Raw genomic sequence first — 24,077 nt, forward strand, 5'->3', positions numbered from 1 at the left:
TTTCGATCTGACTTGAGGGACATCGCCTGCCATGGCTGAAGCACTGCGTGTTGGAATTGCCGGACTTGGCACGGTCGGTGCGTCGGTGGCGCGCGTGCTGCGCGACAAGGCGGCGGAACTGACCCGACAATGCGGGCGCGACATCACCGTCACCGCGGTCTCGGCGCGCGACCAGAAGCGCGACCGTGGTGTCGATCTCGGTTCGGCGACATGGTTCGACGACCCGGTCAAGATGGCGCAGACCGCCGACATCGATGTGTTCGTCGAGCTGATCGGTGGCGATGAGGGGCCGGCGCGCTCGTCTGTGAAGGCAGCGCTCGAAGCCGGCCGCCACGTCGTCACCGCCAACAAGGCGCTGCTCGCCAAACATGGCGTGGCACTTGCCGAAATCGCCGAGAAGAAGGGTGTGCTGCTCAACTATGAGGCGGCGGTGGCAGGCGGCATTCCTGTCATCAAGACGATGCGCGAGGCGATGGCCGGCAATTCGGTCACCCGCGTGTTCGGCATCCTCAACGGCACCTGCAACTATATCCTGACGCGCATGGAGGCCGAAGGTATCTCGTTCGACGCCTGCCTGAAGGACGCACAGCGGCTCGGCTACGCCGAAGCCGATCCGACCTTCGACATCGAGGGCCACGACACCGCGCACAAGCTGTCGATCCTGACCAGCCTTGCCTTCGGCACGAAGATCGCCGCCAACGACATCTACATGGAAGGCATTTCCAACATTACCCAGGCCGATATCCGGGCGGCGGGCGATCTCGGCTACCGGATCAAGCTGCTCGGCGTCGCGCAGCGCACCGAAAGCGGCATCGAGCAGCGCGTCCACCCGACCATGGTGCCGACGGCCTCTGTCATCGCGCAGGTGCATGGCGTCACCAATGCGGTGGCGATCGAAACCGACATCCTCGGCGAACTGTTGCTTTCAGGCCCCGGCGCTGGTGGCAATGCCACCGCCTCGGCCGTCATTGGCGACGTCGCCGACATCGCCAAGAGCCGCCCAGGCTTCCAGCACGGCCCTGTCTTCGGCCGGCCAGCGAAGGAGCTGAAACCCTACAAGAAAGCGCAGATGCGCAGCCATGAGGGCGGCTACTTCATCCGGCTGACCGTCCATGACCGCATCGGTGTGTTTGCCGCCATCGCCAAGCGTATGGCCGACAACGACATTTCACTGGAATCGATCGTCCAGCATGCGGTCAGCGGCGAGGCCGCGGCGCAGAAGACGGTCATCCTCGTGACCCACGAGACCACCGAGGCCGCCGTGCGCAAGGCCGTCGACGGTATCACCAAGGACGGCCACTTGACCGACAAGCCGCAGGTCATCCGCATCGAGCGGGCAGGGTAGCGCCCGAGCGCCGCCGGGCGGGGCCACGCCGGCGTTACTTCGCAGATAGCCGTGATCGGCCGGAACGAAACCGCGCCGGCGCCGTTCTCTTGGTCAACAACCAAGGGAGCCGTTTGATGGCCGACATCAACAAGTCCGACAGCCCGAACATCGACGACATCCAGAAGACGCTGGAAAAGCAGATCGCCGAACTGCGCAGGGAGATCACCAAGATCAACAAGAGCATTTCGGCGCGCGGCGCGGAAATGCTGGATGACGCCAGCGAGCAGGCTTCGGACTTCTACGAGACGGCCGCGGCCCGTGCGTCGCGAACAGCGCAGCAGCTGCGCAGCCAGGCCCAGGCGGTGTCAGACGTCGCACGCGAAAACCCGGGCACGACGACCGCTGTTGTCGGCATGATCGGGCTGCTCGGCTTTCTGGCCGGGCTTGCCGTCGGCCAGTCGATGAACGATACGTCGCGCCGCTGGTATTGACCAACACTGAGCCGACGTCGCCGGCTCGGTTTCCCGATTTCAGGAATTGATTTCAAGGAGGGGCACCATGGCGTCATCCGTGTTGATCGGCATACTGATCACGTTCCTGGTCATCATTCTGGTCCTCTATCTGGTTCAGCGCCTGCCGCTCGATGCCAGGATGAGACAGATCGTCCAGATTATCGTCATCATCATCGGCATTGTTTCGCTGCTCAGATATCTCGCGGTTTTCTAGGGCCAGTTTCGCGTTTTATATCGGCTCGGTTCTGCCGCGCCGGGCTCACCTCGTTTCAAAGATGTGGTTTAATCGATTGATATTGCTTGTCTTTCGATAAAACATCCGGCAGGTCTTGCCGTTGTCATGCTCGTTTGACAAAACAGGTCCGCCTCCGGCGGGAGGTGGTATTCGAACGAGGATTTCTCCCAATGAATGTGGCCCAGAACATTGTCGCCGGCCTTGACCGGATACTCACCATGGAGCTGGTGCGCGTCACCGAACGGGCCGCGGTCGCGGCCGCCAGGCTTCGTGGCCGCGGCGACGAGAAAGCCGCCGACCAGGTCGCGGTCGATGCCATGCGCCAGGAGCTCAACCGGCTTGCCATCAAAGGCACTGTGGTGATCGGCGAGGGTGAGCGGGACGAAGCGCCGATGCTTTACATCGGCGAGGAGGTCGGCACCGGTAAAGGCCCGGCGGTCGATATCGCGCTCGATCCGCTGGAAGGCACGACGATCTGCGCCAAGAACCTGCCGAATGCGCTCGCCGTCATCGCGATCGCGGAGAAGGGCAGCCTACTGTTCGCTCCCGACGTTTATATGGACAAGATCGCCATTGGGCCGGGCTATGCCGAAGGCGTCGTCGACATCGATGCCTCGCCGGCCGAAAACATCGCCAGCCTGGCTAGGGCCAAGGGCGTCACGGTGTCAGACATCACGGCCTGTATTCTCGACCGGCCACGCCACGCCAGACTGATCGACGCCGTGCGTGCCACGGGAGCCGCGATCCGGCTGATCGGCGATGGCGACGTTGCCGGCGTCATCCACACCACCGATCCCGACGAGACCGGCATCGATATCTATCTCGGCACTGGCGGCGCGCCGGAAGGCGTGCTGGCGGCCGCCGCACTGCGCTGCACCGGCGGCCAGATGCAGGGCCGGCTGATCCTCGATACGCCGGAGAAAGTCTCACGCGCCGCCAAGATGGGCATTTCCGATCCGAAGCGGGTCTACCGGGCGGAGGACATGGCGCGCGGCGATGTGCTGTTCGCGGCCACCGGCGTCACCGATGGGAACATGCTGGCGGGGGTCAAGTTCGGCCGCACCTACATCACCACCCATACGATCGTGCTGCGCTCGTCATCGCGGACCGTGCGGGAGATCAAGGCCCGGCACCAGGATCTGGATAAGTTCTAGACCCGCTTGCGAAGCCGCATCGCAGTTGTTAGCCATTCGGCTGCTGCCGATGGTGGCGGCAAGGGGTTAACGATAAGACCGTTCAACCGCCGCGCGGCCCTGATTTGAGGGGCCGGCGAGTGGTGCGGTCGGCCAATGGTTTCGGTGCGCGGCTGAAAGGCGGAAAGCGTAGTTCTTCTTGAGATCTCCCGCGACAGCGTACCATCCTGAACCGCTTGGCCTTTGGCCTATCCTGCGGCCAACCGTGAGTTGGCAAAGCGCATGATGGGCGAAAGGCGTCTTTTCCTCGATGTCAGGCAGTCGGCTACCGGTCTCTCCTGGGAGCACCGGCTGACCGAACGGCAGGACATGATCGCGCTTGCCATCGCGCAGGGCCATGGCGTGCCCGATATCGTCGCGCGCGTCCTGGCCGGACGCGGCGTAACCGCCGAGCAGACCGAGCGGTTCCTCGATCCGACGATCCGCGACCTGTTGCCGGATCCGGCCTCGCTGACGGACATGGACAGAGCCGCCATTCGCATCGCGGCAGCGGTGATGGCGCGGGAAAAGGTCGCGATCTTCGGCGATTACGATGTCGACGGTGCCGCCTCGTCGGCCTTGCTGAAGCGGTTCCTGACGCATTTCTCCGTGCCGTCGGAGATCTATATCCCGGATCGTATCTTCGAGGGCTATGGTCCCAATCCCGATGCCATGCGTGAGCTCGTCTCACGCGGCGCGACCCTCATCGTCACTGTCGATTGCGGCACCAACAGCGCCGTTTCCGTCGACGCGGCCAATGCGGCTGGCGCCGATGTCGTGGTGCTCGACCACCATCAGGTCGGCGGCGCCTTGCCGGCCGCAATTGCGGTCGTCAATCCAAACCGCGACGACGACCTTTCGGGGCAGGGCCATCTCTGTGCCGCGGGCGTGGTCTTCCTGGCCCTGGTGCAGACGGCAAGGGTGCTGCGCGGCCTGACCGATGCCACGCAGCCGGACCTGTTTCCGCTGCTCGATCTCGTGGCGCTTGCCACCGTCTGCGACGTGGTGCCGCTCACCGGCGTCAACCGGGCTTTCGTCGTCAAGGGTCTGCAGATGGCGCGCCAACAGAGGAATGAAGGGCTGGCCGCATTGGCGCGGGTGTCGCGGATCGGCGAACCGATCAGCACCTTCCATCTCGCCTATCTGATCGGTCCGCGCATCAATGCCGGCGGCCGCATCGGCGACGCGGCTCTCGGCAGCCGGCTGCTTGCGACAGACGATCCGGTCGAGGCGGGGACCATTGCCGAAACGCTCGACCGGCTGAACCAGGAGCGGCAGCTGATGGAGCAGGAGATGCTGGCCGCGGCGCGGGCCGAGGCCGATGCCGAGCTTGCGGGTGGCAACGGCCCGGCGATCGTCGTCACCGCCAGCAACAACTGGCATCCCGGCATTGTCGGCCTGCTTGCCTCGCGGCTGAAGGATCATGCGCGCCGGCCAGCCTTCGCCATCGCTTTCAACGCCAACGGCACCGGTACCGGGTCGGGCCGTTCGGTTTCGGGCTTCGATCTTGGGAGATTGGTTCGCGAAGCCGCCGACGCCGGGCTGATCGTCAAGGGCGGCGGCCATGGCATGGCGGCCGGCATCACCGTTGAGCGTGTCAGGCTCGGCGAACTCAGGGCGTTTTTCGAGGAACGGGCGGCTGCCGACGTGTTTCGGCTGCAAGACGAGGAAAGCCTGGCGATCGATGGCGCGCTTGCCGCGGAAGGTGCGACGCTCAGTCTGCTCGATACTCTGGAAAGAGCGGGGCCCTTCGGCGCCGGGCATGTCGCGCCGGTTTTTGCCCTGCCGCGCCATCGGCTGGCCGATATCAGGCCGGTCGGCACCAACCACATCCGCGCGGAGCTGCAGTCGGAGAGTGGCGGACGCATCCAGGCGATCGCCTTTCGCGCCGTCGACACCGCGCTTGGCGAATTCCTGTTCAAGAACCGGGGCAAGGCCGTGCATGTCGCCGGCTCGCTGTCGGGCAATTATTGGAACGGCAGCCGCTCGGTGCAATTTCGCTTTATCGACGCGGCGCGGGCGTAACCGCCCGAGCCGCGGAGCTCAGCTCGCCGGCGCCTAGCAAAGCAGCGTCACCCTGTGCAGACCAGCATAACAATTGCATCTGCAATCGGTTTATTGAAAGGGGCGGGCGCGGCATCGCTCCGTCAACATTGAACGGCATAGCAGGCGTCTCGAAGGGATAACTCTAGGCCAGAACCGACTGCAGCCGGGTCAGTTCGCCGATCTGCGCCATCGTTGCCTGGTAGCCGAGTTGGATCGCCTCGTCGGCACGGTGGAACTCGGTCAGGCCGATATGGCTAAGCTTGGGCTGCAGCGACATGTCAGGCGGATCGCCGGCAAGCCTGGCGCGCGAGATACGGTCCTGGATGATGTTGAAGGCCTCGACCATGACGCCCGTGATGCCGAGGCGCGTCTGATGCGACTGATGCTCAGGATCGAATTGACCGGCGCGCGGCGCGTCCTTCTCGATGACCAATTCGCCGGCACTGTGCTTTATGACAGCGGCGCGGCCGAACAAATCGTAATGCAGGTTGACCGCGACGACGAGAGGCTGCTCGTAGGCGCGGCAGACCGATACCGGCACCGGATTGACCAACGCTCCGTCGACCAGCACACGGCCGTTGCAATTCACCGGCTCGAACACGCCAGGCAGTGCATAGGATGCGCGCATGGCCGTGATCAGCGAGCCGCTCGACAGCCAGATTTCGTGGCCGGTGCGGATTTCCGATGTGACACAGACGAATGGCTTGGGCAGGTCTTCGAACCGGACACCCGCCACATGCTCACGCAGACGTGCGTCCAGCTTCATGCCGCCGAAGAGGCCGCTGCCGCGCAGATTGAGATCGAGCAGGCCGAAGATGCGCCGCCTGGTGAGGCTGCGGGCGAACTCTTCCAGCTCATCCAGTTTGCCGGCGAGATAACAGCCGCCGACCAGCGCGCCGATCGAGGTGCCGGCGATCATCGAGACTTCGATGCCCGCCTCATCGAGCGCGCGCAGCACGCCGATATGGGCCCAGCCTCTGGCGCAGCCACCGCCCAGGGCGAGCGAAATTCCTGTTTTCCTGGGAGATTTCGTTTCGGATGCGCCACCGGGAGAGGACAGGCCGTTGGCCTCCCTGACGTCTGGTCTGTTCCGCAATGACGCCCATTCGAGCATCATGATCTCCCTTGTCCCAAGGCTAATATACGGACGGGCCGTATCGAAATGATGAATCTGTGTGGTTGATGTGAGGCAGAAGGTTCAAGCTGATGGCTTTCGATACGTGGTTTGCGCATCGAACAGCGGCTTGCTGCCGTCGTCGGCAAGCATCCCCTTACCGTCGACCAGCCCCACCGTCCGATAAAAGCATGAACGCCGGCCGGTGTGACAGGTTGCGTCGTGGCCCAACACTTTCACGCGGAGCCACAATGCATCCTGGTCGCAGTCGGTGCGCATCTCGACGACATGCTGGAAATTGCCCGAGGTTTCGCCCTTTTTCCAAAGCGCATTGCGCGAGCGCGACCAGTAGTGGGCGACGCCACTCTCCAGGGTCAGCGCCAACGCCTGTGCGTTCATGTGCGCGACCATCAGCAGCATCCCGTCTTCGGCATCGGTGACGACGACGGTCACAAGGCCGGCAGTGTCGAAGCGCGGTGAAAACACCGCGCCTTCTTCCAAGACCTTCTTGTCTGACGAGGCTTTCGGAAATTCCAGTGCCGACATCGCCGATGTATCTTCCTGTTTGACCATGATCTTATCCGGAAAACCGGTTCCCACGTTTCGGGATCATGGTCTAGCGATATCGGCCTAGGCGTTATGCCCCGCCGCCACGCACCATGGTGACAAAACGAACCTGCTCCTCGGGCGTGTCCTTGAAGACGCCGGTGAAGGTGGAGGTGAGTGTGGTGGAGCCCTGCTTGCGGATGCCGCGCATGGCCATGCACATGTGCTCCGCCTCGATCATGACGGCGACGCCGCGAGGGTTGAGCACATCCTGGATAACACCGGCGATCTGCGCGGTCAGCGCCTCCTGCGTCTGCAGGCGATGGGCAAAGATATCGACGACGCGCGCGATCTTCGACAGGCCGACGACCTTGCCATCCGGCAGATAGCCGACATGCGCCTTGCCGATGATCGGCACCATGTGGTGCTCGCAATGCGAATGGAACTGAATATCCTTTACAATGACGAGGTCATCATAGCCGGCGACTTCCTCGAATGTGCGGCCGAGTTCCTCTGCCGGGCACATATCATAGCCGCCGAACATCTCGCGGAAGGCCTTGGCCACGCGTTTGGGCGTGTCGATCAGCCCCTCGCGGTTCGGATTGTCGCCGGTCCAGCGCAGCAAAGTGCGAACGGCGGCCTCGACCTCGGCTTCGCTCGGCCGGTCGGTGACCGGCTTTTCCATGTAGGCGGACTGGGGCATGAGTTTCTTGATGACGGCATCCATAAAAGGCGTCTCCCGTAGTTCCTCTCTCAGGAGGAACGAGTTGAACGGACCACGACCTTTCGGTGTCGGAAACTCGCCCCGTTTCCAGCCCCGTAAGCGGCGTGAACTTCCCGGCCAGACAGCAGGCATGCGTCGCCTTGTCGTTACCGGACTGCCAGCATTATATAAGACCGTAGCGAGCGAAAGGAAGACGCGGCAGCGGCAATCGCTGTTCGCTTGGCGGCGACGGATTGGAAAATAATGATCAACGACGTCTACAACGCGAAAATTCTCGGTTTTGCCGGAAACATCGCCCGCATCGGCCGGCTCGATCATCCTGACGCAACCGCGAAGGCGCATTCCAAGCTGTGCGGTTCGACGGTCACCGTCGACCTCAAGATGGCGGACGGCGTGGTTACAGACTTCGCCCATGACGTGAAGGCCTGCGCACTTGGCCAGGCATCGTCCTCGATCATGGCGCAGCATGTCGTCGGCGCGAGTGCCGAGGAGTTGCGCGCGGTGCGCGATACGATGCTGAAGATGCTGAAGGAAAACGGCGAACCGCCGGAGGGGCGCTTCGCCGACCTCAAATATCTGGAGCCGGTGCGCGACTACAAGGCGCGGCATGCCTCGACCATGCTGACCTTCGACGCCGTGGTCGACGCGATCGGTCAGATCGAAAAGAAGCGCGCCGAGCAGGCGGCTTGAGCTTGGGAATTCGCGACCTGACTTGCCGTGGGCTGCTATTTGCCTGGAGCCTTGTCGTCGTATTTGCGTCGAGCGGCGGAGTGGGCAGGGCGGACGTTCAGCGCGATGTCGGCGACTATCTCATGAAGGCCATCCAGCCCTGTTGGAACCAGCCTGCAAACACCCACAGCATTGCGCGCGTCCAGATCAGGTTGAACAAGGACGGTTCGCTCGCCGGCCCGCCAAAAGTCCTCGGTCCTGTCACGTCACAGCCGGACAAAGTAGCCGAGGCGGCCGCCAGGGCAATCACCCGCTGCGCGCCGTTTCCCGGCCTGACGCCCTATGCGGCGCATTACGATCTGTGGCGCGATGTCATCCTCACTTTCAACCCGGCAGAAGACACGTCGGATCAGCCCTTGGGGGTCGATGCGAAGGATCTCGAAAAACTCCTGGAGAAATATCGCAAGAAGCCAGATTAGCCGGAGCAGTGCACGCGCCTCAGGCGTTTGCTCCCAGCGCTCGTCTGCTGTCCGCGAACTCACTTCTCACCCAATCGGCAAAAGCCTTGGCCGGCTCCGGCAGATTTCTCAAGCTCCGGGCCACCAGCCAGTAGGCGCCGGATGCGACGTCGATATCGAACGGCTTGACCAGCGTCCCGGACGCAATCTCCTCGCCGATCTGCAGGAGGTCACCAAGCGCCACGCCATGTCCGAGCAGGGCAGCCTGCTTCGACAGCGACGCATCCGCCAGCATCGGGCCGCGCGCCGGTATGGCGTCGGGCGGTACGCCGGCCGCTTCGAACCAGCGCGCCCAACCCTGACGATTTTCCTCGTGCAAAAGCGTGTAGCGGGCAAGGTCGATCGGCTCCTCCAGGGGAGGGCCCGAGGCGAGTAGGGCCGGCGACAGAACCGGGGAATCGACCGTCGAGGCAAGCCGTTCGGCCTCGCTGCGTGGCCACCCGGTGGCATTGGCACTGAAACGCAAGGCAAGTTCGGGCTGATCGCTGCGGAATTCGATCAATCTGGGATCGACCTCCAGCGAGACGTCGATATCGGGCCACAATTGACGGAACCGGTCGAGCCGCGGCACCAGCCAAACCGATGCCAGCGACGGCTCCACGCTGACGCGGACCACGGACTGAATGGGCGCCACCACAAGTTCGGAAAGCAGCGCATCGATGGCGTCGAAACTTCTGACCAGCTGACCCAGCAGCCGGCGGCCCGCATCCGTCAGTTCGACGCGGCGATGGTGACGCTCGAACAAGGGCTGGCGCAAAAAAGTTTCGAGCTCGCGGATCTGCCGGCTGATCGCGGCTTGCGAGACCAAAAGCTCCTCGGCGGCCCGGCTGAAGCTCAGATGCCGTCCCGCCGCCTCGAAACTCCGCAATGCCGTCAGAGGCAGGCGTCCGCGCTTCATTCGCATAACCCAGGATTATCCGAAGTGGAAATTATACTCGTTTGAAGGCCAAGGCCAGCGGCGGTCTAATCGTGTCAAAGGAGGACACGACCATGATCCAGTTCCTGAACATCTTCGGCGATGTCATGCGGATCGCGACGTTTCAATGGCGTGACGAAAGACCCGGTGCACGGCGCCGCGAAGAGCCTGCCAGCCCTGAGCGATGGACACCTCCGGTCGACAGACAGCCGTGTCGCCGTTCCCGCCCATGACAGCACGGCGGATAGGGGGCGGGGATTGCGTTCTCGCGACGAAGCCCACATCTATCGCGTGGAAATGCGATACGGAGAACAGCGGTGGATCCGCATGGGCATGCACATAGCGCCGGACCGGCAAGGCATGGCCGCAACTGGCCCGGACCGTGGCGCAAGACGCCCGGTCGCCTCCTCGGCACGTCGCTCGTGCGGCTCTACCAGCTGACGCTGTCCGGCTTTATCGGCAATTCCTGCCGGCATCTGCCGACCTGTTCCGAATACGCGCATGAGGCGATCGCCCGGCATGGCCTGTGGGCCGGCGGCTGGATGGGACTTTTCCGCGTGCTGCGCTGCGGGCCATTCGGCACGCACGGGATCGACCTGGTGCCGGAAGTGCTCGCCGATCGCTACGTCTGGTTCATGCCCTGGCGCTACTGGCGGATCGGCCGCAAGCACAGCAAAACGCGGGCATGATTGCGCCGATCGCGCCTTGGGTGGCAGCGCACGTTTACGATCCGGTAGGGTTAACGCAAGCCTGCACAAAGACTGCGCATTTGAGACAAAATCGAGACAAGAGACCTCGCTAAGCCGCTCGCAACCCACTTCTGGAGCGAGCAGAAAAATGCGTAATGTCGATCGTCTTCCTTTTATCCTGGCTGGAGTCCTGTTCCTGCTGGCCTGGCTGCTGGGGTTTCCGATGCGCGCGCAGTCGGCGCCGCTGGGGGATGTGCAATGCACGCTGATCGCCGACGCCGCGACTGGCAAGACGCTCTATCAGGACGGAGTGTGCGACCAGCGGTTCAGCCCCGCCTCGACGTTCAAGGTGCCGCTTTCGCTGATCGGCTACGATGCGGGCGTCCTGAGCGACGAGCACACGCCGGCCTGGGACTACAAGCCGGAATTCAATGCGGTGAAGCGGGATCAGAAGACCGTCGATCCGGTGATCTGGGAACGCGATTCGGTTCTCTGGTATTCGCGCGAGATCACGCGCCGGCTCGGCAGCGAAAAATTTGCCGGTTATGTATCCAGGTTCAACTATGGCAACGGCGATGTTTCCGGCAATCCCGGCAAGGATGATGGGCTCACCCGTTCCTGGGTCAACTCCTCGCTGCAGATCACGCCGGTCGAACAGGTCGCCTTCCTGCGGCAGGTGCTCGCCGGCAAGATGCCGGTGTCGGCGAAGGCGCATGAAATGACACGCGCCATCATACCGAGCTTCAAGGCTGGCGATTGGGCGGTTCAGGGCAAGACCGGCAGCACCCGGCTCGGCGAGGGTGGCAAGGACAAGCGCTCGCTCGGCTGGTTTGTCGGCTGGGCGCAGAAAGATGGTCGCCAGATCGTGTTCGCCCGGCTCGTCGTCGACACCAAACGGACTGAGATGCCGAAGGGGTTGGCGACACGGGCCGCGTTCCTGAAGGACCTGCCACAACTGATCCAGTGAGCCGGGCTTTACGGCGGCGGCATCTGCTCATAAAAGACTGCCGCCGCCGGACGCCTCCGGCTAACCTGATGCACGCCGCAGCCCCGAACCGCTGTCGACATGCATTTTTACCACCCGCGCTCGTTTGCGGGACTGGATAGGAGATTTCAATGCTGAATTCCGTTTCCCTGACATTTCCCGATGGCTCCGTCCGCGAATACGACGCGGCGATGACCGGTGCCGGTCTCGCCGAATCGATCTCGAAGTCGCTGGCCAAGAAGGCGGTCGCCTATGCCGTCGACGGCACCGTGCGCGACCTCAGCGATCCGCTCGGCAAGTCCGGCAAGGTCGAGATCATCACCCGCGACGACCCGCGCGCGCTGGAACTCATCCGTCACGATGCCGCGCACGTGCTGGCGGAAGCCGTGCAGGAGATATGGCCGGGAACGCAGGTGACCATTGGGCCGGTGATCGAGAACGGATTCTACTACGACTTCGCCCGTAACGAGCCGTTCACCCCGGACGATTTTCCGGTGATCGAGAAGAAGATGCGCGAGATCATCGCGCGCAACAAACCGTTCACCAAGGAAGTCTGGTCGCGCGAGAAGGCGAAGAAAATCTTTGCCGACAAGGGCGAGCGCTACAAGCTGGAACTGATCGACGCCATTCCGGAGGACCAGGACCTCAAGATTTATGCGCAAGGCGACTGGTTCGATCTCTGCCGTGGCCCGCACATGGCCTCGACCGGCCAGATCGGCAACGCCTTCAAGCTAATGAAGGTGGCCGGCGCCTATTGGCGCGGCGACTCGAACAACCCGATGCTGACGCGCATCTACGGCACCGCCTGGGCCGACCAGGCGCAGCTCGAAGCCTATCACACGATGCTGGAGGAGGCCGAGAAGCGCGACCATCGCAAGCTCGGCCGCGAGATGGACCTGTTCCATTTCCAGGAGGAGGGGCCAGGCGTCGTCTTCTGGCACGCCAAGGGCTGGAAGATGTTCCAGAACCTGGTCAACTACATGCGCCGCCGGCTCGACGAACAGGGCTACCAGGAGGTCAACGCGCCGCAGGTGCTCGACAAGAGCCTGTGGGAGACGTCAGGCCACTGGGGCTGGTATCGCGACGCCATGTTCAAGGTGACGGTTGCGGGCGATGACACCGATGACGACCGCATCTTCGCGCTGAAGCCGATGAATTGCCCGGGCCATGTGCAGATTTTCAAGCATGGGTTGAAGTCCTATCGCGATCTGCCCGTAAAGCTTGCGGAATTCGGCAATGTGCATCGTTATGAGCCGTCAGGCGCGTTGCACGGGCTGATGCGCGTGCGCGGCTTCACGCAAGACGATGCGCATATCTTCTGCACGGAGGAGCAACTGGCGTCGGAGTGCCTGCGCATCAACGACCTGATCCTGTCGACCTATGCGGATTTCGGTTTTGACGAAATCAGCGTGAAGCTGTCGACGCGGCCGGACAAGCGTGTCGGCACCGACGAAGCCTGGGACCATGCCGAGGCGATCATGGGCAGCGTGCTGGAGACGATCAGGACGAGGTCCGGCAACCGGATCAAGACCTCGATCAATCCGGGCGAGGGCGCCTTCTACGGGCCGAAGTTCGAATATGTGTTGAAAGATGCCATCGGCCGTGAATGGCAGTGCGGCACGACGCAGGTCGATTTCAACCTGCCTGAACGCTTTGGCGCCTTCTACATCGGCTCGGATTCGGAGAAGAAGCAGCCCGTCATGGTGCATCGCGCCATCTGCGGTTCGATGGAGCGCTTCCTCGGCATCCTGATCGAGAACTATTCCGGCCATTTCCCGCTGTGGTTCGCACCGTTGCAGGTGGTGGTGGCAACGATCACGTCGGACGCCGACCAATATGCGACCGAAGTGGTGGCAAGGCTCAAGGCCGCTGGCTTGTCGGCGGAAGCGGACCTGCGCAACGAGAAGATCAACTACAAAGTCCGCGAGCACAGCTTGGCCAAGGTGCCGGTCATCCTCGTCTGCGGCAAGCGCGAAGCGGAAGAGCAGACGGTCAACATGCGCCGCCTGGGTTCGCGCGACCAGGAATCGCTCGGCCTTGCCCAGGCGATCGCGCAACTGAGCGAAGAAGCGATCACACCCGATCGCCGGCGCAAGCGCGCTGCCTGAACGAAAACGTTTTCGATTGAATGGCGGTGGAGCGATCCACCGCCATTTTCACATCCCTGTCACGCCGATCTTGTAACGAGCCCCTATGCTCAAGCTGAAATTGCGCCAACGACCCTTTCCCGAGCTTTCCTACGCCAATCCGCGCCAGCCGGCATTGGCGCGCTGGTTCATTCATTCCGTCGAAGGCCTTTCAGGCCGCGATCGTTTCGCGGTGCTTTATGATTTCTGGCGCCGCCAGGTGGTGCCGAGCGGCGAGCGCATCTTCAGCCGCATGCTCGAGCTGATCGACGTGCGGATGCAAATAGCCGGCCAATGGCCGCCGAAAGACCTGCCCGAAACGCCGCTGGTGATCGTCGCCAATCATCCGTTCGGCATCGGCGACGGCATCGCCGCGCTTTCGCTGGCCGAGCAGTTGGGGCGGCCGTTCCGGGTGATGATCCACAAGGATCTGCTCAAGATCCGCGAAATGGAGCCCTATTCGCTGCCGATCGACTTTTCCGAAACCAAGGAAGCGTTGAAGAACAATCTGGCGGTGCGCCATGAAGCGGTGCGGTTGCTCAGGGAAGGCGTCACAATCGTCGTGTTTCCCGCCGGCGGCGTCGCCACTGCGCCGAAGGGTTTCGGCCGGGCAATCGACCTGCCATGGAAGATGTTCCCTGCCAAGCTGATCCAGGACGCCAAGGCCTCCGTGGTGCCGATGCATTTCTCCGGACAGAACGGACGTCTGTTTCACCTCGTCAGCGGCCCGATGAACATGGCCGAGCGCGACGGGCGCGTGGCAAAGTTCGTCGGCAAAACATCGCTGACCTTGCGCACCTCATTGCTCATCCATGAATTCGCGCGGCTCTCGGGCCGGCCGATCGATGTGCGTGTCGGCGAGGTGTTGAGCTGGAGTGAACTGGAGCCGTTGCGCGACCGCAAGGCGCTGTTGGAGCGGCTTTATCGCGGCGTCTTCGACCTGGCGCCGCCTTTACCGCGCCGCCGGATTCCATTTTTGCCCCCACGGACCAAACTGGCTGCTTAGCAACATTTCGCCTTGATATATCACTAATATATCATGCGGGCGGCCGGATGGTCGCGGCCAAGCGATTCCGGCGGCCCCCTAGTCCGCGCCTTCCTCGGGATCCATCGCCGCGGCTTCGGTGGCCAGAACCTCTATCTCCAGGTTCTGCCCTCCCACGACCGTGAAATCCTTTTGATAAATACGGTCGCGGTTCTTGGCGATGATGGTGTAGTCGCCCTCGGCAAGCACCATCGAGGCGAAGGCGCCGACGGTCTCCTTGATCGGATCACCGGATTCATTGAGCAGCGACCACGACGTATCGGCGATGGCTTCACCGCCGGCTTCGCGCACCAGCTTCATCGTGATTTCGGCGGCGTGATGCTCGACAGTGGCCTCGGTCAGCTTGCCGGCCTCGACGCGGATGTCGGAGCGGATGACCGCATTGACCGCACCATAGGTCGAGACGACGTGATAGATGCCGGCATTGAGCCGCACGACGCTGTTGGGCTCGACATCGGGAATGATCAGCGCGCGGTCGCCATTGGGTGCGGCATGGCCCTCGTAAATCGAGAAGCGCAGCTTCTTCGGCGGTATGCGTACGCCACCGGACAGAACCGCGTCGAGCTTCAGGCCGCCGGCATCGAGCACGAGGCTTTCCCGCTTGGCGTCCTTGCCGACAGTGATGCGTTTGGTGGCGCCAGCGCGGCCATAGGAGGCATGAACCAGGTAGCTGCCGGGCTCGAGCTGGAAGACGGCGTTGCCGCCATGGGCGGAGGCCACCATCGGCAATTTGCCGTTGACGGCTTCAGGCTTGAAGACGCGCCAGACGAGGCCCCGGGTGATGTCGGCGCCCTTGTCGGTCAGCTGGGCGGAAAGCGTGATCGAGCCGCCGCCGCCCAGCGCGAGCGGCGTTTCGCCTTTGGGCGTCGCATAGCTCGAAATTCCGGGAAGTTTGAGGTCGCTTACGCCGTCCTTTTCCTGCGCAACGGCCATGGCGACCGGCAGCAAGAACAGCACGGCACAGAGCCGAAGCAGGAAAAGTCGCGGTCGCCCCTCAAACATGCCTTGCGTTGAAGCCCATGGCGGTGGCAATTTCAAGGCTTAAGAGTCCGACCCGCGACTCTTCATTCCGGCGCTCGCGCGCCTTTGCCCGAGCCACCCGAATTCCCGATGGTGCGCTTCAGCTCAAAACAGAGTGTCCAGGAGACTTGCGCCCATGGCGTCGCCGATCATCGACTTCCTGCTGACCCGAAATTCAGCGCCAATTCCCGACCTCAAGGAGCCCGGGCCCAGCGATGCCGACATCGCAACGATGATCGCCGCCGCCACGCGCGTACCCGACCATGGCCGGCTGGAACCCTGGCGCTTCATCCTCTATCGCGGCGATGCTCGTGTCGAGATCGGCAGGAAGCTGGCGGAACTCGCCGAACAGCGGGAAGGGCCGCTGCCCGAGGGCCGCCGCAATCAGGAATTGGCGCGCTTCTCGCGCGCCCCGCTGGTGATCGGCGTGGTGTCGGTGCCGAAAGAGAATCCCAAAATACCGCAATGGGAGATGTTCCTGTCCGGCGGCATGGCGGCGATGAACCTGATGATAGCAGCCAACGCGCTGGGCTACGGCACCAACATGATCAGCAACTGGTATTCCGATGTGCCGGAGGGCAGGGCGATCCTTGGACTAGCGCCGCAGGAGCGCGTCGTCGGTTTCATCCATATCGGCTCCCATGCCGGGCCCGCGCCGGAGCGGCCTCGGCCTGACCCGGCAAAGCTCTACGCCGACTACACCGGGCCTTGGGCAGGCTGAATGTTCTACGAGCCGTCCAAGGGGCATGGGCTGCCGCACGATCCGTCGAAGGCGATCGTGGCGCCACGCCCGATCGGCTGGATATCGACGCTGAACAAGGCGGGCGAGATCAATCTCGCGCCGTACTCCTTCTTCAACGCCATTTCGACGCGGCCCTTCATCGTCTGGTTCTCCTCCGAGGGCGAGAAGGACAGCGCCTCCTTCGCCGAGGAGACCGGTGAGTTCGTCGCCAACCTGGTCGGCCGCGATCTGGCGGAGAAGATGAATTACACGTCCGTCAATGCGCCGCGTGGCGTCAATGAGTTCGTCTATGCCGATCTCGCCATGGCGCCTTCGCGTCTCGTCAGGCCGCCACGTGTGGCGGTAGCGCCGGCCGCGCTCGAATGCCGGGTGACGGAGGTCTTTCGCCCAAAGGCGCTGAATGGGGCGCCAACGAGCGCCGTCGTCGTCGCCGGCGAAGTGGTGGGCGTGCACATTGACGATGCTTTTCTGAAAGACGGCCTGTTCGATGTCACCAAGGCTGGCAACGTGGCTCGCCTCGGCTACATGGACTATGCCAGCGTCAATGAAATCTTTTCGATGCGCCGGCCGCGCTGGGGCAAGGAATAGATTCCAGGCTTTGGCAAATCACAGCGCGTTGACGGCATTCGGGCTGTCAAGGCGGCGCGCATGGTAGCGATTGGCGCGTCTAGGCGGAAATCCCTGCCGCCCTCGCGCGTGCCAGGAGCCGCTCGGCGAGCCGCAGATGCGGGCGGTCGTACATCTTGCCGTCGATGCCGACGACACCTGGATTTCCGGCCGCCGCGAACGCCGCGACAATCGCCGCCGATTGTTTCACCGCTTCGGGCGATGGCGTGAAAGCGGCGTTGATGACGGGTACCTGATCGGGATGGATCGCCATCTTTCCCGTAAAGCCGTCACACTCGGCTTCGGCGCATTCCGCGGCGAAGGCTGCCATGTCGCGAAAATTCGGGAAAACGGTGTCGATCGCCGCGACTTCCGCGGCGCCGGCCGCCAGGATGGTCATCAGGCGGGCGTGGCGGAACACGTCGGTGTAGCGGCCGTGCCCGTCGCGGGCTGAGCGAGCGCCGATCGCCGCCGAGAGGTCTTCCGCGCCCCAGGTGAGGCCGGCGAGCCGCGCGCTTGCGCCGGCATAGGTCGCGGCGGCAAGCACACCCGCCGGGGTCTCGGTGATGATCGGCAGGATCCTGATCTTGCCGTCGGGCAGGCCATTCTCCGCCTCGCGTACCCTGAGCTTTGCCGAGAGCTGCTGGACGTCCTGCCCGCTGTTGGACTTGGGCAGCATGATGCCGTCCGGCCGCGCCGGTATCAGCGCGGCAAGATCATCATCCGTCAGTCCGCTCGCCAGATCGTTGACCCTGATATAGATCGCCGAGCCGGTTTGTCTCCGGCGTTCGGCGATAAAACGCGCCGCGACCTCTCGCGCCGTTGCCTTGTTCCGCGGTGCCACGGAATCCTCGAGATCGACGATCACCACGTCGGCGCCGGCGCCAAATCCCTTTTCCAGCTTACGCTCGGAATCGCCGGGAACAAACAGCAGCGAACGCATCAGGCGGCCTTCTTCAGCATCATCGCCTGCCGGGCGCATTTGGCGACCAGATCACCATGCTGGTTGTAGGCGCGGTGTTCGAATTCGACGATGCCGCGATCGGGCCTCGACCTGGACTCGCGTACCGAGACGACCGTTGTCTCGACGCGGATGGTATCGCCATGGAAGACTGGATGCGGAAACACCGTTTCCTTCATGCCGAGATTGGCGACCGTCGTGCCCACCGTGATGTCGTTGACCGAAATGCCGATCATCAACCCGAGCGTGAACAGCGAGTTGACCAACGGCTTGCCCCATTCGCTTTTCGCGGCGAAATCGAAGTCGATATGCAATGGCTGCGGGTTCAGCGTCATCACCGAAAACAGCATGTTGTCGCTTTCCGTGACGGTCTTGCGCAGCGGGTGCTGGAAGACGTGGCCGACAACAAATTCCTCGAGATGTAGTCCGGCCATTCTCCGTCTCCTGCACTGTCTGACGGTTGATAGGCGCTGCATCCGGCACTCGCAAGCCAGTTAATGAACATGGTGAACGGTTCGTAAACCATTTCTGCCTACCGTCTGCACGGGGCTGGAAACCTTCCGGCAAGGGGCGTTGGCAGGCGGCATGGTTGTTGTTTCGCATTTCCTGAAATGGATCTACACGGCCAGGGTGTCGGAGCGTGCCGCGGCGGCCAATGCGCTGGCCCGGGCCTATGTCAATTCCGAACTGCCGTTCGAGGACCGCTGCGCCGCCGAAGCGGCGCTGACGCTGCTGCTCGACGATGCCTCGTCGAAGGTGCGGCTTGCAATGGCGGAAGCGCTTTCGATGAGCCACCACGCGCCGCTGCAGATCATCAGTGCGCTGGCGTCCGACCAGCCGGAGGTCGCCGGCGTCGTGCTGGCGCGCTCACCACTGCTCACCGACGCCGATCTGATCAACCGCGTGGCGGCGAGCCCGAAAGCAACCCAGAAGTTGATTGCCGACCGTCCGCTCGTCTCGATGGCGCTGGCGGCGGCCATCGCCGAGATCGGCGAGGCGGAAGCCTGCGCTGTCCTGCTTGCCAACAGCGGTGCCGATATCGCTTCGCTGAGCTTCCGCCGCATGGCCGAACGCCACGGGCATCTCCCGCAGGTGCGAGAAGCGCTGATATCGGATGCCCGCCTGCCTGCCGACTGCCGGCACATGCTGCTCGTCAAGCTCGGCGAGACATTGAAGACGTCGCCACTGGTCATGGCCCTGATGGGCGCCGCGCGTGCCGACCGCGTCATGCGCGATGCCTGCGCCAAGGCCTCGGTAACGCTGATCGAGGGCACGCGGCAGGAAGAACACGCCGCGCTGATCGAGCATCTCAGGCTGCGCGGCGATCTCACCGCGAGCTTCCTCATCCGCACCATCGCCCACGGCAAGGTCGATTTCTTCGGCTCCACGCTGGTCGCGCTCGGCCAGCAGTCGGAGCCGCGGGTGAGGGCGCTGCTGGCAGGCGGGCATGATGTGGCTTTGCAAGCGTTGTTCCGTAGCGCCGGCCTCGCCGTCTCCACGCATGCGATCATCCTGCGGGCGCTGAAAATCTGGCGGGAGGTCGCCAATGGCAAGCGCATTGCCGGCGTGCAGGAAGTCAGCTGGCTGATGCTCAAGGAATTGGGCGGGCAATCCGCGGAAGGCGATCTTGCCGCTCTGGTCAAGTCGATCCATCTCGACGCGCTGCGCGAGAACGCGCGCGGCCATGCGCTGGCCATCGCGGCGGCTTAGAGCGGTTCAGCGTTTGATGGAATAGCTGACCCGCTCTAATTCTTTTTCCTACGCAATTCCGGACGGAAAACTGCTGCGCACTTTTCCTGGAATTGCTCTAGCCTCGGTCTTTCGCGAAGAAATCCGGAAAATCCTCGATCGCGGCGGCGATGATGCGCAGCGAGGCTGCGACTTGCAGCATTTCACCGGCGCTGCTTCGCTGTGTGATCGTGGCCGCATACTGTCTGGCGACGGTCACGGTTGAAGTCTGCGGCTCGCCTGGCCGCCGGAACAGCAGCTCGCGCGCCAGTCCGCGCAGAAAATTCGAGATCGAGAGGGTCGTTTCGGCTGCCAAGGTGGAACTTTGCAGCGCGTGGCGCAGGCGCAGGATTTCGACGCCCACGGTGACACCGGCTATGCTGCCGTCCAGAACCGCATCGCCTTTTTTTCCAATGCGCTGCGTCTGCGACATCAGTTGATTGACCCGATCGTAGGCGAGACTCTCGAAAGCGCTGCGTCTTGGCACGCGCTCATGCAAGCAGAGGCGCGCCAGGTCTTCGCGCATCACGCGCACGATGCGGTTGACGAAGATCCACGGATCGGAGGGCAACACAACGATGAAAACGCCGATCGCCAGCAGGATGCCAACCAGGATTGATGCGCAACCCGCCAGGAAAGGCCCGGGATCATAGGTCATCGCCTGGTGCGGGCTGAGGAAAGCCAGGAAGTTGATGGCAAAGGCCGTCGCCACGCCAACATAGCGCGGATTGGCCATCGCCAGCGCGGCAGGCACCAGGATCGGCACGACGAAGATCATGAACCAGCCGAAGCCGGGCAAGGCGGGCAGGGCGATCTGACCGACAAGGAAGGCAAAGGGCAGGGCCAGCAAGGTGCCCTTGAAAAAGCCCCAGGCCACTTGCACCGGATCGGGGCGGGCGGCGAACAGGCTGGAGACGACGGAGACCAGGATGACCGTGCCCGCGGCTTCCGACCATTTCGTCGTCAGCCAGAAGGCCGCGACCAGCAAGGTGGCGAGTGCCGCGCGCACAGCGTTGCGCGAGGCCGCATGATAGTCGCGGTGCACCACCAGCGCGGGCTGCTTGCGCACGCGGGTGGAGCGCGGGGCGGCCGCACGCAACGCGTCGAGGCCGCGCAGCACCTGCTTCAAGGCTTCCGCGAAATCGGCGGCGATGGTCAGGCGAGTGATGGTGCCGAGCCTCTCGTCACCTTGCCCATCCGGCATGTCCGGCATCTGCCGTGCCCTGGCGGCGATGGTATCGAGCCGTGCCACCCATGACGTGGTGTCCTCGAGAGCGCCTGGTTTGGCTGCGAGTTCCCTGACCAGAGTATGCAGGTCGGCGCGCACGGGAATGAGCGCCGCGTTCTTTGGCGCGGCATGGGCATGCAGTGCGCGCGCGGCCGATAGAGCGGACAGAAGCTGGCCGATGGTGCGCCGGACTGGATGCGCGCGGGTCGCCAGGCTCGGCGCCTCCAGCCTTGCATAGACGCGCATTTCACCAAGTATCTCCGCTTCGGCGATCAGCTTTCGGTGAAGATCGGCCAATACCGCGCTGTCGCGGCCGGAAAATGCACCGCCCGCATAGACGGCAAGGTCGAGAATGCAGCGCTTCAGCCTTTCGATGATGGCGTCGCCCGCCAGCTTGGGCAGGATCAGCCGGCTGGTCACGCCGGCGCAGACGATGCCCAACACGATTTCCGCGCAGCGCGCGACCGCCAGATCGACCACGAGATGGGATTGGCCGAAAGCCGGCAGGCCAATGATCATCGCGGTGTAGCCGGCAAGCGCCGCGCCATAGGCTTCGGGATTGCGCAACAGCGACGAGACGAAGGTGCTGATGCCGATCCAGACGGCAAGCACGGTCACCAGCAGCCACGGATTGGAGCCGAAGACCGTGGTGATGCCGATTGCCGCCAATCCGCCCGCCAATGTGCCGAGCAGGCGGTAGAAGCCCTTGGCCAGCACCATGCCCGCGACCGGTTGGGCGACGATGAACACCGTCATCATCGCCCACTGCGGATGGTCGAGCTTGAGGGCGTAGGCGGCCAGCAGCGCGATCAGGCCGGCCGAAACGGTTCTAAGAGCGAAGATCCAGTCCGAGCGCGTTGGTCGCGTCAGGCCGGCGAACCGTGTCCCGAGATAATCTTTCAGCCACGCCCCGATCACATGCTCGACTCCGTACCCGCACGGACAAGGTAGAGCAGGGGGCGCTCAGATATCCAGCACTTCCGTTTCGGCGAATTCGGCACGTTCCTGGATGAAGCGGAAGCGGGCCTCCGGCTTGGTTCCCATCAGCGCTTCGACCGCGTCCTTGGTCGCCGCCTCGGCATCGATCACATCGACCCGCAGAAGCGTGCGCTTCCTCGGGTCCATGGTGGTCTCCTTGAGCTGCGAGGCCATCATTTCACCCAGGCCCTTGAAACGGCCGAGCTCGACTTTGCCGCGTCCGGTGAATTCAGTGCGCAGGAGCTCGTCCTTATGCGCGTCGTCGCGAGCATAGGCGACCTTGCCGCCTTGCCTGATCGAGTAAAGCGGCGGCACCGCCAGATAGAGGTGACCGCCACGCACCAGCGCCGGCATCTCCTGGTAGAAGAAGGTGATCAGCAGCGAGGCGATGTGGGCGCCGTCGACGTCGGCGTCGGTCATGATGATGACGCGGTCGTAGCGCAGATCCTCGTCGCGATACTTGGAGCGCGTGCCGCAGCCGAGCGCTTGGATCAGGTCCGATATCTGCTGGTTGGCGGCCAGCTTGTCATTGCCGGCGCTGGCGACATTGAGGATCTTGCCGCGCAACGGCAGCACTGCCTGGCTGGCACGGTCGCGCGCCTGCTTGGCCGAGCCACCGGCCGAGTCGCCTTCGACGATGAAGAGTTCCGCGCCGGCGGCGGCGTTCTGCGTGCAGTCGGCGAGTTTGCCCGGCAGGCGCAGCTTGCGCACCGCGCTCTTGCGCGACACTTCCTTTTCCTGGCGGCGGCGTACGCGCTCGTCGGCGCGAGCGATCACCCATTCGAGCAGCTTCGAGGCTTCCTGCGGGTTGTCGGCCAGCCAATGGTCGAAGGGATCGCGGATCGCGGTCTCGACGATCCGGATCGCCTCGATCGTCGCCAGCCTGTCCTTGGTCTGGCCAACGAATTCCGGTTCGCGGATGAATACCGAAAGCATGCCTGCCGCCGAGATCATGACGTCTTCCGAGGTGACGATCGAGGCGCGTTTGTTACCGACAAGATCGGCATAGGCGCGCAGGCCGCGCGTCAGCACGTTACGGAAGCCGGCCTCGTGGGTGCCGCCTTCGCCGGTCGGAATGGTGTTGCAGTAGGAATTGATGAAGCCGTCGCCGCCGAACCAGGTCACCGCCCATTCGAGTGAGCCGTGGCCGCCTTGCCTGTCGCTCTTGCCGGCGAAGATTTCCCGCGTCACCTGGAATTCGTCGCCGAGCGACGCCTTGAGGTAGTCCTTGAGGCCGCCAGGGAAATGGAATTCCGCCTTGGCCGGTGTCTGATCCTTTTCCTTGATCAGCGAGGGGTCGCAGGTCCAGCGGATCTCGACACCGCCGAACAGGTAGGCTTTCGAACGCGTCATGCGGTAGAGCCGCGCCGGTTCAAATGCCGCGCCCTTGCCGAAGATCTGCTCGTCGGGATGGAAGCGGATCCTGGTGCCGCGCCGGTTGTGGACTTCACCGAGATGCTCAAGGCCGCTCACCGGGATGCCGCGTGAAAAACGCTGGCGGTAGAGCTGGCGGCCACGCGCGACTTCGACCTCGAGATGGTCCGACAGCGCGTTGACGACGGAAACGCCGACGCCATGCAGGCCGCCTGAGGTCTCATAGACCTTCGAGTCGAACTTGCCGCCCGAATGCAGCGTGGTCATGATCACTTCGAGCGCGGGCTTCTTGTATTTCGGGTGCAGGTCGACCGGAATGCCGCGGCCATTGTCGGTGACGGTGAGAAAGCCATCGGCCGAGAGTTCGACATCAATGAAGGTGGCGTGGCCGGCAACCGCCTCGTCCATTGAGTTGTCGATGACTTCGGCGAACAGGTGGTGCATCGCCTTGTCGTCGGTGCCGCCAATATACATGCCGGGCCGGCGACGCACCGGCTCCAGGCCTTCGAGCACCTCGATATCGGCGGCGCTGTAACCCTCGCTGCCGTCCTTGGAAGCCGCCGGGCGTTTTGCCGCCTGCACCAGCGGATCCGCCGGGCGCGCGGACGCCCGAACCGGCTGCGGCTGCTTGTCCATATTGGCGAAGAGATCGTTGTTGTCGTCCATGCCTGCCATAGAGTCCGATGCTTCGAATCACCCGTCGATACTGCCACGCTTTTCAGCGCCAAGCGACGGAGGTTCCTGTTACGTTCGGGGGTCTGGCCCCTCTTATCCTAAAACCATTCGATAACCAAGCGGCCGGAAATAGATCAAATG

Annotated in this window: 23 protein-coding genes; 14 read left to right on the forward strand and 9 right to left on the reverse strand. The window is 63.4% G+C overall.

What is annotated here, in order from left to right:
• Positions 1–31 precede the first annotated feature (31 nt).
• From FJ958_RS07495 to recJ, 5 genes are all read left to right on the forward strand, one after another.
• Positions 32–1,345, forward strand: a complete 1,314-nt coding sequence (locus tag FJ958_RS07495; protein WP_140741155.1) for a homoserine dehydrogenase — start codon at positions 32–34, stop codon at positions 1,343–1,345.
• Positions 1,346–1,461: 116 nt separating this feature from the next.
• Positions 1,462–1,818 carry a hypothetical protein gene (locus FJ958_RS07500; protein WP_140741157.1) on the forward strand — a complete coding sequence of 119 codons (357 nt, stop codon included), beginning with the start codon at positions 1,462–1,464 and terminating at the stop codon, positions 1,816–1,818.
• Positions 1,819–1,885: 67 nt separating this feature from the next.
• Entirely contained in the window at positions 1,886–2,053 is a 168-nt protein-coding gene (locus FJ958_RS07505; protein WP_140610153.1) for a Thivi_2564 family membrane protein, read from the forward strand.
• Positions 2,054–2,244: 191 nt separating this feature from the next.
• Positions 2,245–3,228 (forward strand): class II fructose-bisphosphatase, encoded by a 984-nt coding sequence (glpX, locus tag FJ958_RS07510; RefSeq protein WP_140741159.1) that lies wholly within the window; start codon positions 2,245–2,247, stop codon positions 3,226–3,228.
• Between the two features lie 261 nt (positions 3,229–3,489).
• A complete protein-coding gene (recJ, locus tag FJ958_RS07515) occupies positions 3,490–5,271 on the forward strand; it encodes a single-stranded-DNA-specific exonuclease RecJ (protein WP_140741161.1) in 1,782 nt (593 codons plus the stop codon).
• 163 nt (positions 5,272–5,434) lie between these two features.
• Here recJ and FJ958_RS07520 read toward each other — a convergent pair whose 3' ends face one another.
• The 3 genes from FJ958_RS07520 to folE form a co-directional block, all read right to left on the reverse strand.
• Complete coding sequence (locus FJ958_RS07520) at positions 5,435–6,409, reverse strand: patatin family protein (RefSeq protein ID WP_181176319.1); 975 nt, start codon at positions 6,407–6,409, stop codon at positions 5,435–5,437.
• 81 nt (positions 6,410–6,490) lie between these two features.
• Positions 6,491–6,952: a phosphoribosyl-AMP cyclohydrolase gene (hisI, locus tag FJ958_RS07525; RefSeq protein WP_140741293.1), complete on the reverse strand. Its 462-nt coding sequence runs from the start codon at positions 6,950–6,952 to the stop codon at positions 6,491–6,493.
• A 91-nt stretch (positions 6,953–7,043) separates the two neighbouring features.
• Positions 7,044–7,679, reverse strand: a complete 636-nt coding sequence (gene folE / locus FJ958_RS07530; protein WP_140741165.1) for a GTP cyclohydrolase I FolE — start codon at positions 7,677–7,679, stop codon at positions 7,044–7,046.
• A gap of 240 nt (positions 7,680–7,919) precedes the next feature.
• Between folE and FJ958_RS07535 the strand changes: the two genes are divergently transcribed.
• Positions 7,920–8,366 carry an iron-sulfur cluster assembly scaffold protein gene (locus tag FJ958_RS07535; RefSeq protein ID WP_140741167.1) on the forward strand — a complete coding sequence of 149 codons (447 nt, stop codon included), beginning with the start codon at positions 7,920–7,922 and terminating at the stop codon, positions 8,364–8,366.
• Between the two features lie 122 nt (positions 8,367–8,488).
• On the forward strand, positions 8,489–8,824 hold the full coding sequence (locus FJ958_RS07540; RefSeq protein WP_140741169.1) for a cell envelope integrity protein TolA: 336 nt from the start codon (positions 8,489–8,491) through the stop codon (positions 8,822–8,824).
• A gap of 19 nt (positions 8,825–8,843) precedes the next feature.
• Here the strand turns inward: FJ958_RS07540 and FJ958_RS07545 are convergent, their stop codons facing one another.
• A complete protein-coding gene (locus FJ958_RS07545) occupies positions 8,844–9,761 on the reverse strand; it encodes a LysR substrate-binding domain-containing protein (protein WP_140741171.1) in 918 nt (305 codons plus the stop codon).
• A gap of 335 nt (positions 9,762–10,096) precedes the next feature.
• On the opposite strand from FJ958_RS07545, the gene yidD reads away from it, so the two are divergent.
• The 4 genes from yidD to FJ958_RS07570 all read left to right on the forward strand — a co-directional run bounded on the left by yidD (position 10,097) and on the right by FJ958_RS07570 (position 14,585).
• Positions 10,097–10,468: a membrane protein insertion efficiency factor YidD gene (gene yidD / locus FJ958_RS07555; RefSeq protein WP_140741175.1), complete on the forward strand. Its 372-nt coding sequence runs from the start codon at positions 10,097–10,099 to the stop codon at positions 10,466–10,468.
• A gap of 148 nt (positions 10,469–10,616) precedes the next feature.
• Positions 10,617–11,435, forward strand: coding sequence for a class D beta-lactamase (blaOXA, locus tag FJ958_RS07560; RefSeq protein WP_140741295.1), 819 nt, complete (start codon positions 10,617–10,619; stop codon positions 11,433–11,435).
• A gap of 149 nt (positions 11,436–11,584) precedes the next feature.
• Positions 11,585–13,561, forward strand: coding sequence for a threonine--tRNA ligase (gene thrS, locus FJ958_RS07565; RefSeq protein ID WP_140741177.1), 1,977 nt, complete (start codon positions 11,585–11,587; stop codon positions 13,559–13,561).
• Between the two features lie 85 nt (positions 13,562–13,646).
• Positions 13,647–14,585, forward strand: coding sequence for a GNAT family N-acetyltransferase (locus FJ958_RS07570; RefSeq protein ID WP_140741179.1), 939 nt, complete (start codon positions 13,647–13,649; stop codon positions 14,583–14,585).
• Positions 14,586–14,663: 78 nt separating this feature from the next.
• On the opposite strand, the gene FJ958_RS07575 is transcribed toward FJ958_RS07570, so the two are convergent.
• Positions 14,664–15,626: a hypothetical protein gene (locus FJ958_RS07575; protein ID WP_140741181.1), complete on the reverse strand. Its 963-nt coding sequence runs from the start codon at positions 15,624–15,626 to the stop codon at positions 14,664–14,666.
• Between the two features lie 154 nt (positions 15,627–15,780).
• Between FJ958_RS07575 and FJ958_RS07580 the strand changes: the two genes are divergently transcribed.
• Together FJ958_RS07580 and FJ958_RS07585 are read left to right on the forward strand one after the other, a co-directional pair.
• Positions 15,781–16,365 (forward strand): nitroreductase, encoded by a 585-nt coding sequence (locus FJ958_RS07580; protein WP_140741183.1) that lies wholly within the window; start codon positions 15,781–15,783, stop codon positions 16,363–16,365.
• Positions 16,366–16,974 (forward strand): flavin reductase family protein, encoded by a 609-nt coding sequence (locus FJ958_RS07585; protein WP_140741185.1) that lies wholly within the window; start codon positions 16,366–16,368, stop codon positions 16,972–16,974. It begins immediately after the preceding gene.
• Between the two features lie 79 nt (positions 16,975–17,053).
• Here the strand turns inward: FJ958_RS07585 and FJ958_RS07590 are convergent, their stop codons facing one another.
• The gene (locus tag FJ958_RS07590; RefSeq protein WP_140741187.1) at positions 17,054–17,935 is read right to left on the reverse strand and encodes a CoA ester lyase; all 882 of its coding nucleotides are present in this window, start codon (positions 17,933–17,935) and stop codon (positions 17,054–17,056) included.
• Positions 17,935–18,387: a MaoC family dehydratase gene (locus FJ958_RS07595; RefSeq protein ID WP_140741188.1), complete on the reverse strand. Its 453-nt coding sequence runs from the start codon at positions 18,385–18,387 to the stop codon at positions 17,935–17,937. Before FJ958_RS07595 ends, FJ958_RS07590 begins: the two co-directional genes overlap by 1 nt.
• A gap of 151 nt (positions 18,388–18,538) precedes the next feature.
• Between FJ958_RS07595 and FJ958_RS07600 the strand changes: the two genes are divergently transcribed.
• Positions 18,539–19,663, forward strand: coding sequence for a DUF2336 domain-containing protein (locus FJ958_RS07600; RefSeq protein ID WP_140741190.1), 1,125 nt, complete (start codon positions 18,539–18,541; stop codon positions 19,661–19,663).
• Between the two features lie 97 nt (positions 19,664–19,760).
• On the opposite strand, the gene FJ958_RS07605 is transcribed toward FJ958_RS07600, so the two are convergent.
• Entirely contained in the window at positions 19,761–21,827 is a 2,067-nt protein-coding gene (locus FJ958_RS07605) for an FUSC family protein (protein ID WP_140741192.1), read from the reverse strand.
• A gap of 45 nt (positions 21,828–21,872) precedes the next feature.
• A complete protein-coding gene (parE, locus tag FJ958_RS07610) occupies positions 21,873–23,927 on the reverse strand; it encodes a DNA topoisomerase IV subunit B (RefSeq protein ID WP_140741194.1) in 2,055 nt (684 codons plus the stop codon).
• Between the last annotated feature and the right edge of the window lie 150 nt (positions 23,928–24,077).

The organism is Mesorhizobium sp. B2-3-5, assembly GCF_006442395.1.
GTDB lineage: Bacteria > Pseudomonadota > Alphaproteobacteria > Rhizobiales > Rhizobiaceae > Mesorhizobium.

What these genes read in the sequence shown, in the direction of transcription:
- glpX (WP_140741159.1), top strand. Translation starts at nt 2,245, where the DNA reads ATGAATGTGGCCCAGAACATTGTCGCCGGCCTTGACCGGATACTCACC.
- hisI (WP_140741293.1), bottom strand. Translation starts at nt 6,952, where the DNA reads ATGTCGGCACTGGAATTTCCGAAAGCCTCGTCAGACAAGAAGGTCTTG.
- FJ958_RS07540 (WP_140741169.1), top strand. Translation starts at nt 8,489, where the DNA reads ATGAAGGCCATCCAGCCCTGTTGGAACCAGCCTGCAAACACCCACAGC.
- FJ958_RS07575 (WP_140741181.1), bottom strand. Translation starts at nt 15,626, where the DNA reads ATGTTTGAGGGGCGACCGCGACTTTTCCTGCTTCGGCTCTGTGCCGTG.
- parE (WP_140741194.1), bottom strand. Translation starts at nt 23,927, where the DNA reads ATGGACGACAACAACGATCTCTTCGCCAATATGGACAAGCAGCCGCAG.
- FJ958_RS07500 (WP_140741157.1), top strand. Translation starts at nt 1,462, where the DNA reads ATGGCCGACATCAACAAGTCCGACAGCCCGAACATCGACGACATCCAG.
- FJ958_RS07585 (WP_140741185.1), top strand. Translation starts at nt 16,366, where the DNA reads ATGTTCTACGAGCCGTCCAAGGGGCATGGGCTGCCGCACGATCCGTCG.
- FJ958_RS07495 (WP_140741155.1), top strand. Translation starts at nt 32, where the DNA reads ATGGCTGAAGCACTGCGTGTTGGAATTGCCGGACTTGGCACGGTCGGT.
- FJ958_RS07590 (WP_140741187.1), bottom strand. Translation starts at nt 17,935, where the DNA reads ATGCGTTCGCTGCTGTTTGTTCCCGGCGATTCCGAGCGTAAGCTGGAA.
- thrS (WP_140741177.1), top strand. Translation starts at nt 11,585, where the DNA reads ATGCTGAATTCCGTTTCCCTGACATTTCCCGATGGCTCCGTCCGCGAA.
- FJ958_RS07600 (WP_140741190.1), top strand. Translation starts at nt 18,539, where the DNA reads ATGGTTGTTGTTTCGCATTTCCTGAAATGGATCTACACGGCCAGGGTG.
- FJ958_RS07570 (WP_140741179.1), top strand. Translation starts at nt 13,647, where the DNA reads ATGCTCAAGCTGAAATTGCGCCAACGACCCTTTCCCGAGCTTTCCTAC.
- FJ958_RS07580 (WP_140741183.1), top strand. Translation starts at nt 15,781, where the DNA reads ATGGCGTCGCCGATCATCGACTTCCTGCTGACCCGAAATTCAGCGCCA.
- FJ958_RS07505 (WP_140610153.1), top strand. Translation starts at nt 1,886, where the DNA reads ATGGCGTCATCCGTGTTGATCGGCATACTGATCACGTTCCTGGTCATC.
- FJ958_RS07520 (WP_181176319.1), bottom strand. Translation starts at nt 6,409, where the DNA reads ATGATGCTCGAATGGGCGTCATTGCGGAACAGACCAGACGTCAGGGAG.
- folE (WP_140741165.1), bottom strand. Translation starts at nt 7,679, where the DNA reads ATGGATGCCGTCATCAAGAAACTCATGCCCCAGTCCGCCTACATGGAA.
- FJ958_RS07595 (WP_140741188.1), bottom strand. Translation starts at nt 18,387, where the DNA reads ATGGCCGGACTACATCTCGAGGAATTTGTTGTCGGCCACGTCTTCCAG.
- recJ (WP_140741161.1), top strand. Translation starts at nt 3,490, where the DNA reads ATGATGGGCGAAAGGCGTCTTTTCCTCGATGTCAGGCAGTCGGCTACC.
- blaOXA (WP_140741295.1), top strand. Translation starts at nt 10,617, where the DNA reads ATGCGTAATGTCGATCGTCTTCCTTTTATCCTGGCTGGAGTCCTGTTC.
- FJ958_RS07535 (WP_140741167.1), top strand. Translation starts at nt 7,920, where the DNA reads ATGATCAACGACGTCTACAACGCGAAAATTCTCGGTTTTGCCGGAAAC.
- FJ958_RS07545 (WP_140741171.1), bottom strand. Translation starts at nt 9,761, where the DNA reads ATGAAGCGCGGACGCCTGCCTCTGACGGCATTGCGGAGTTTCGAGGCG.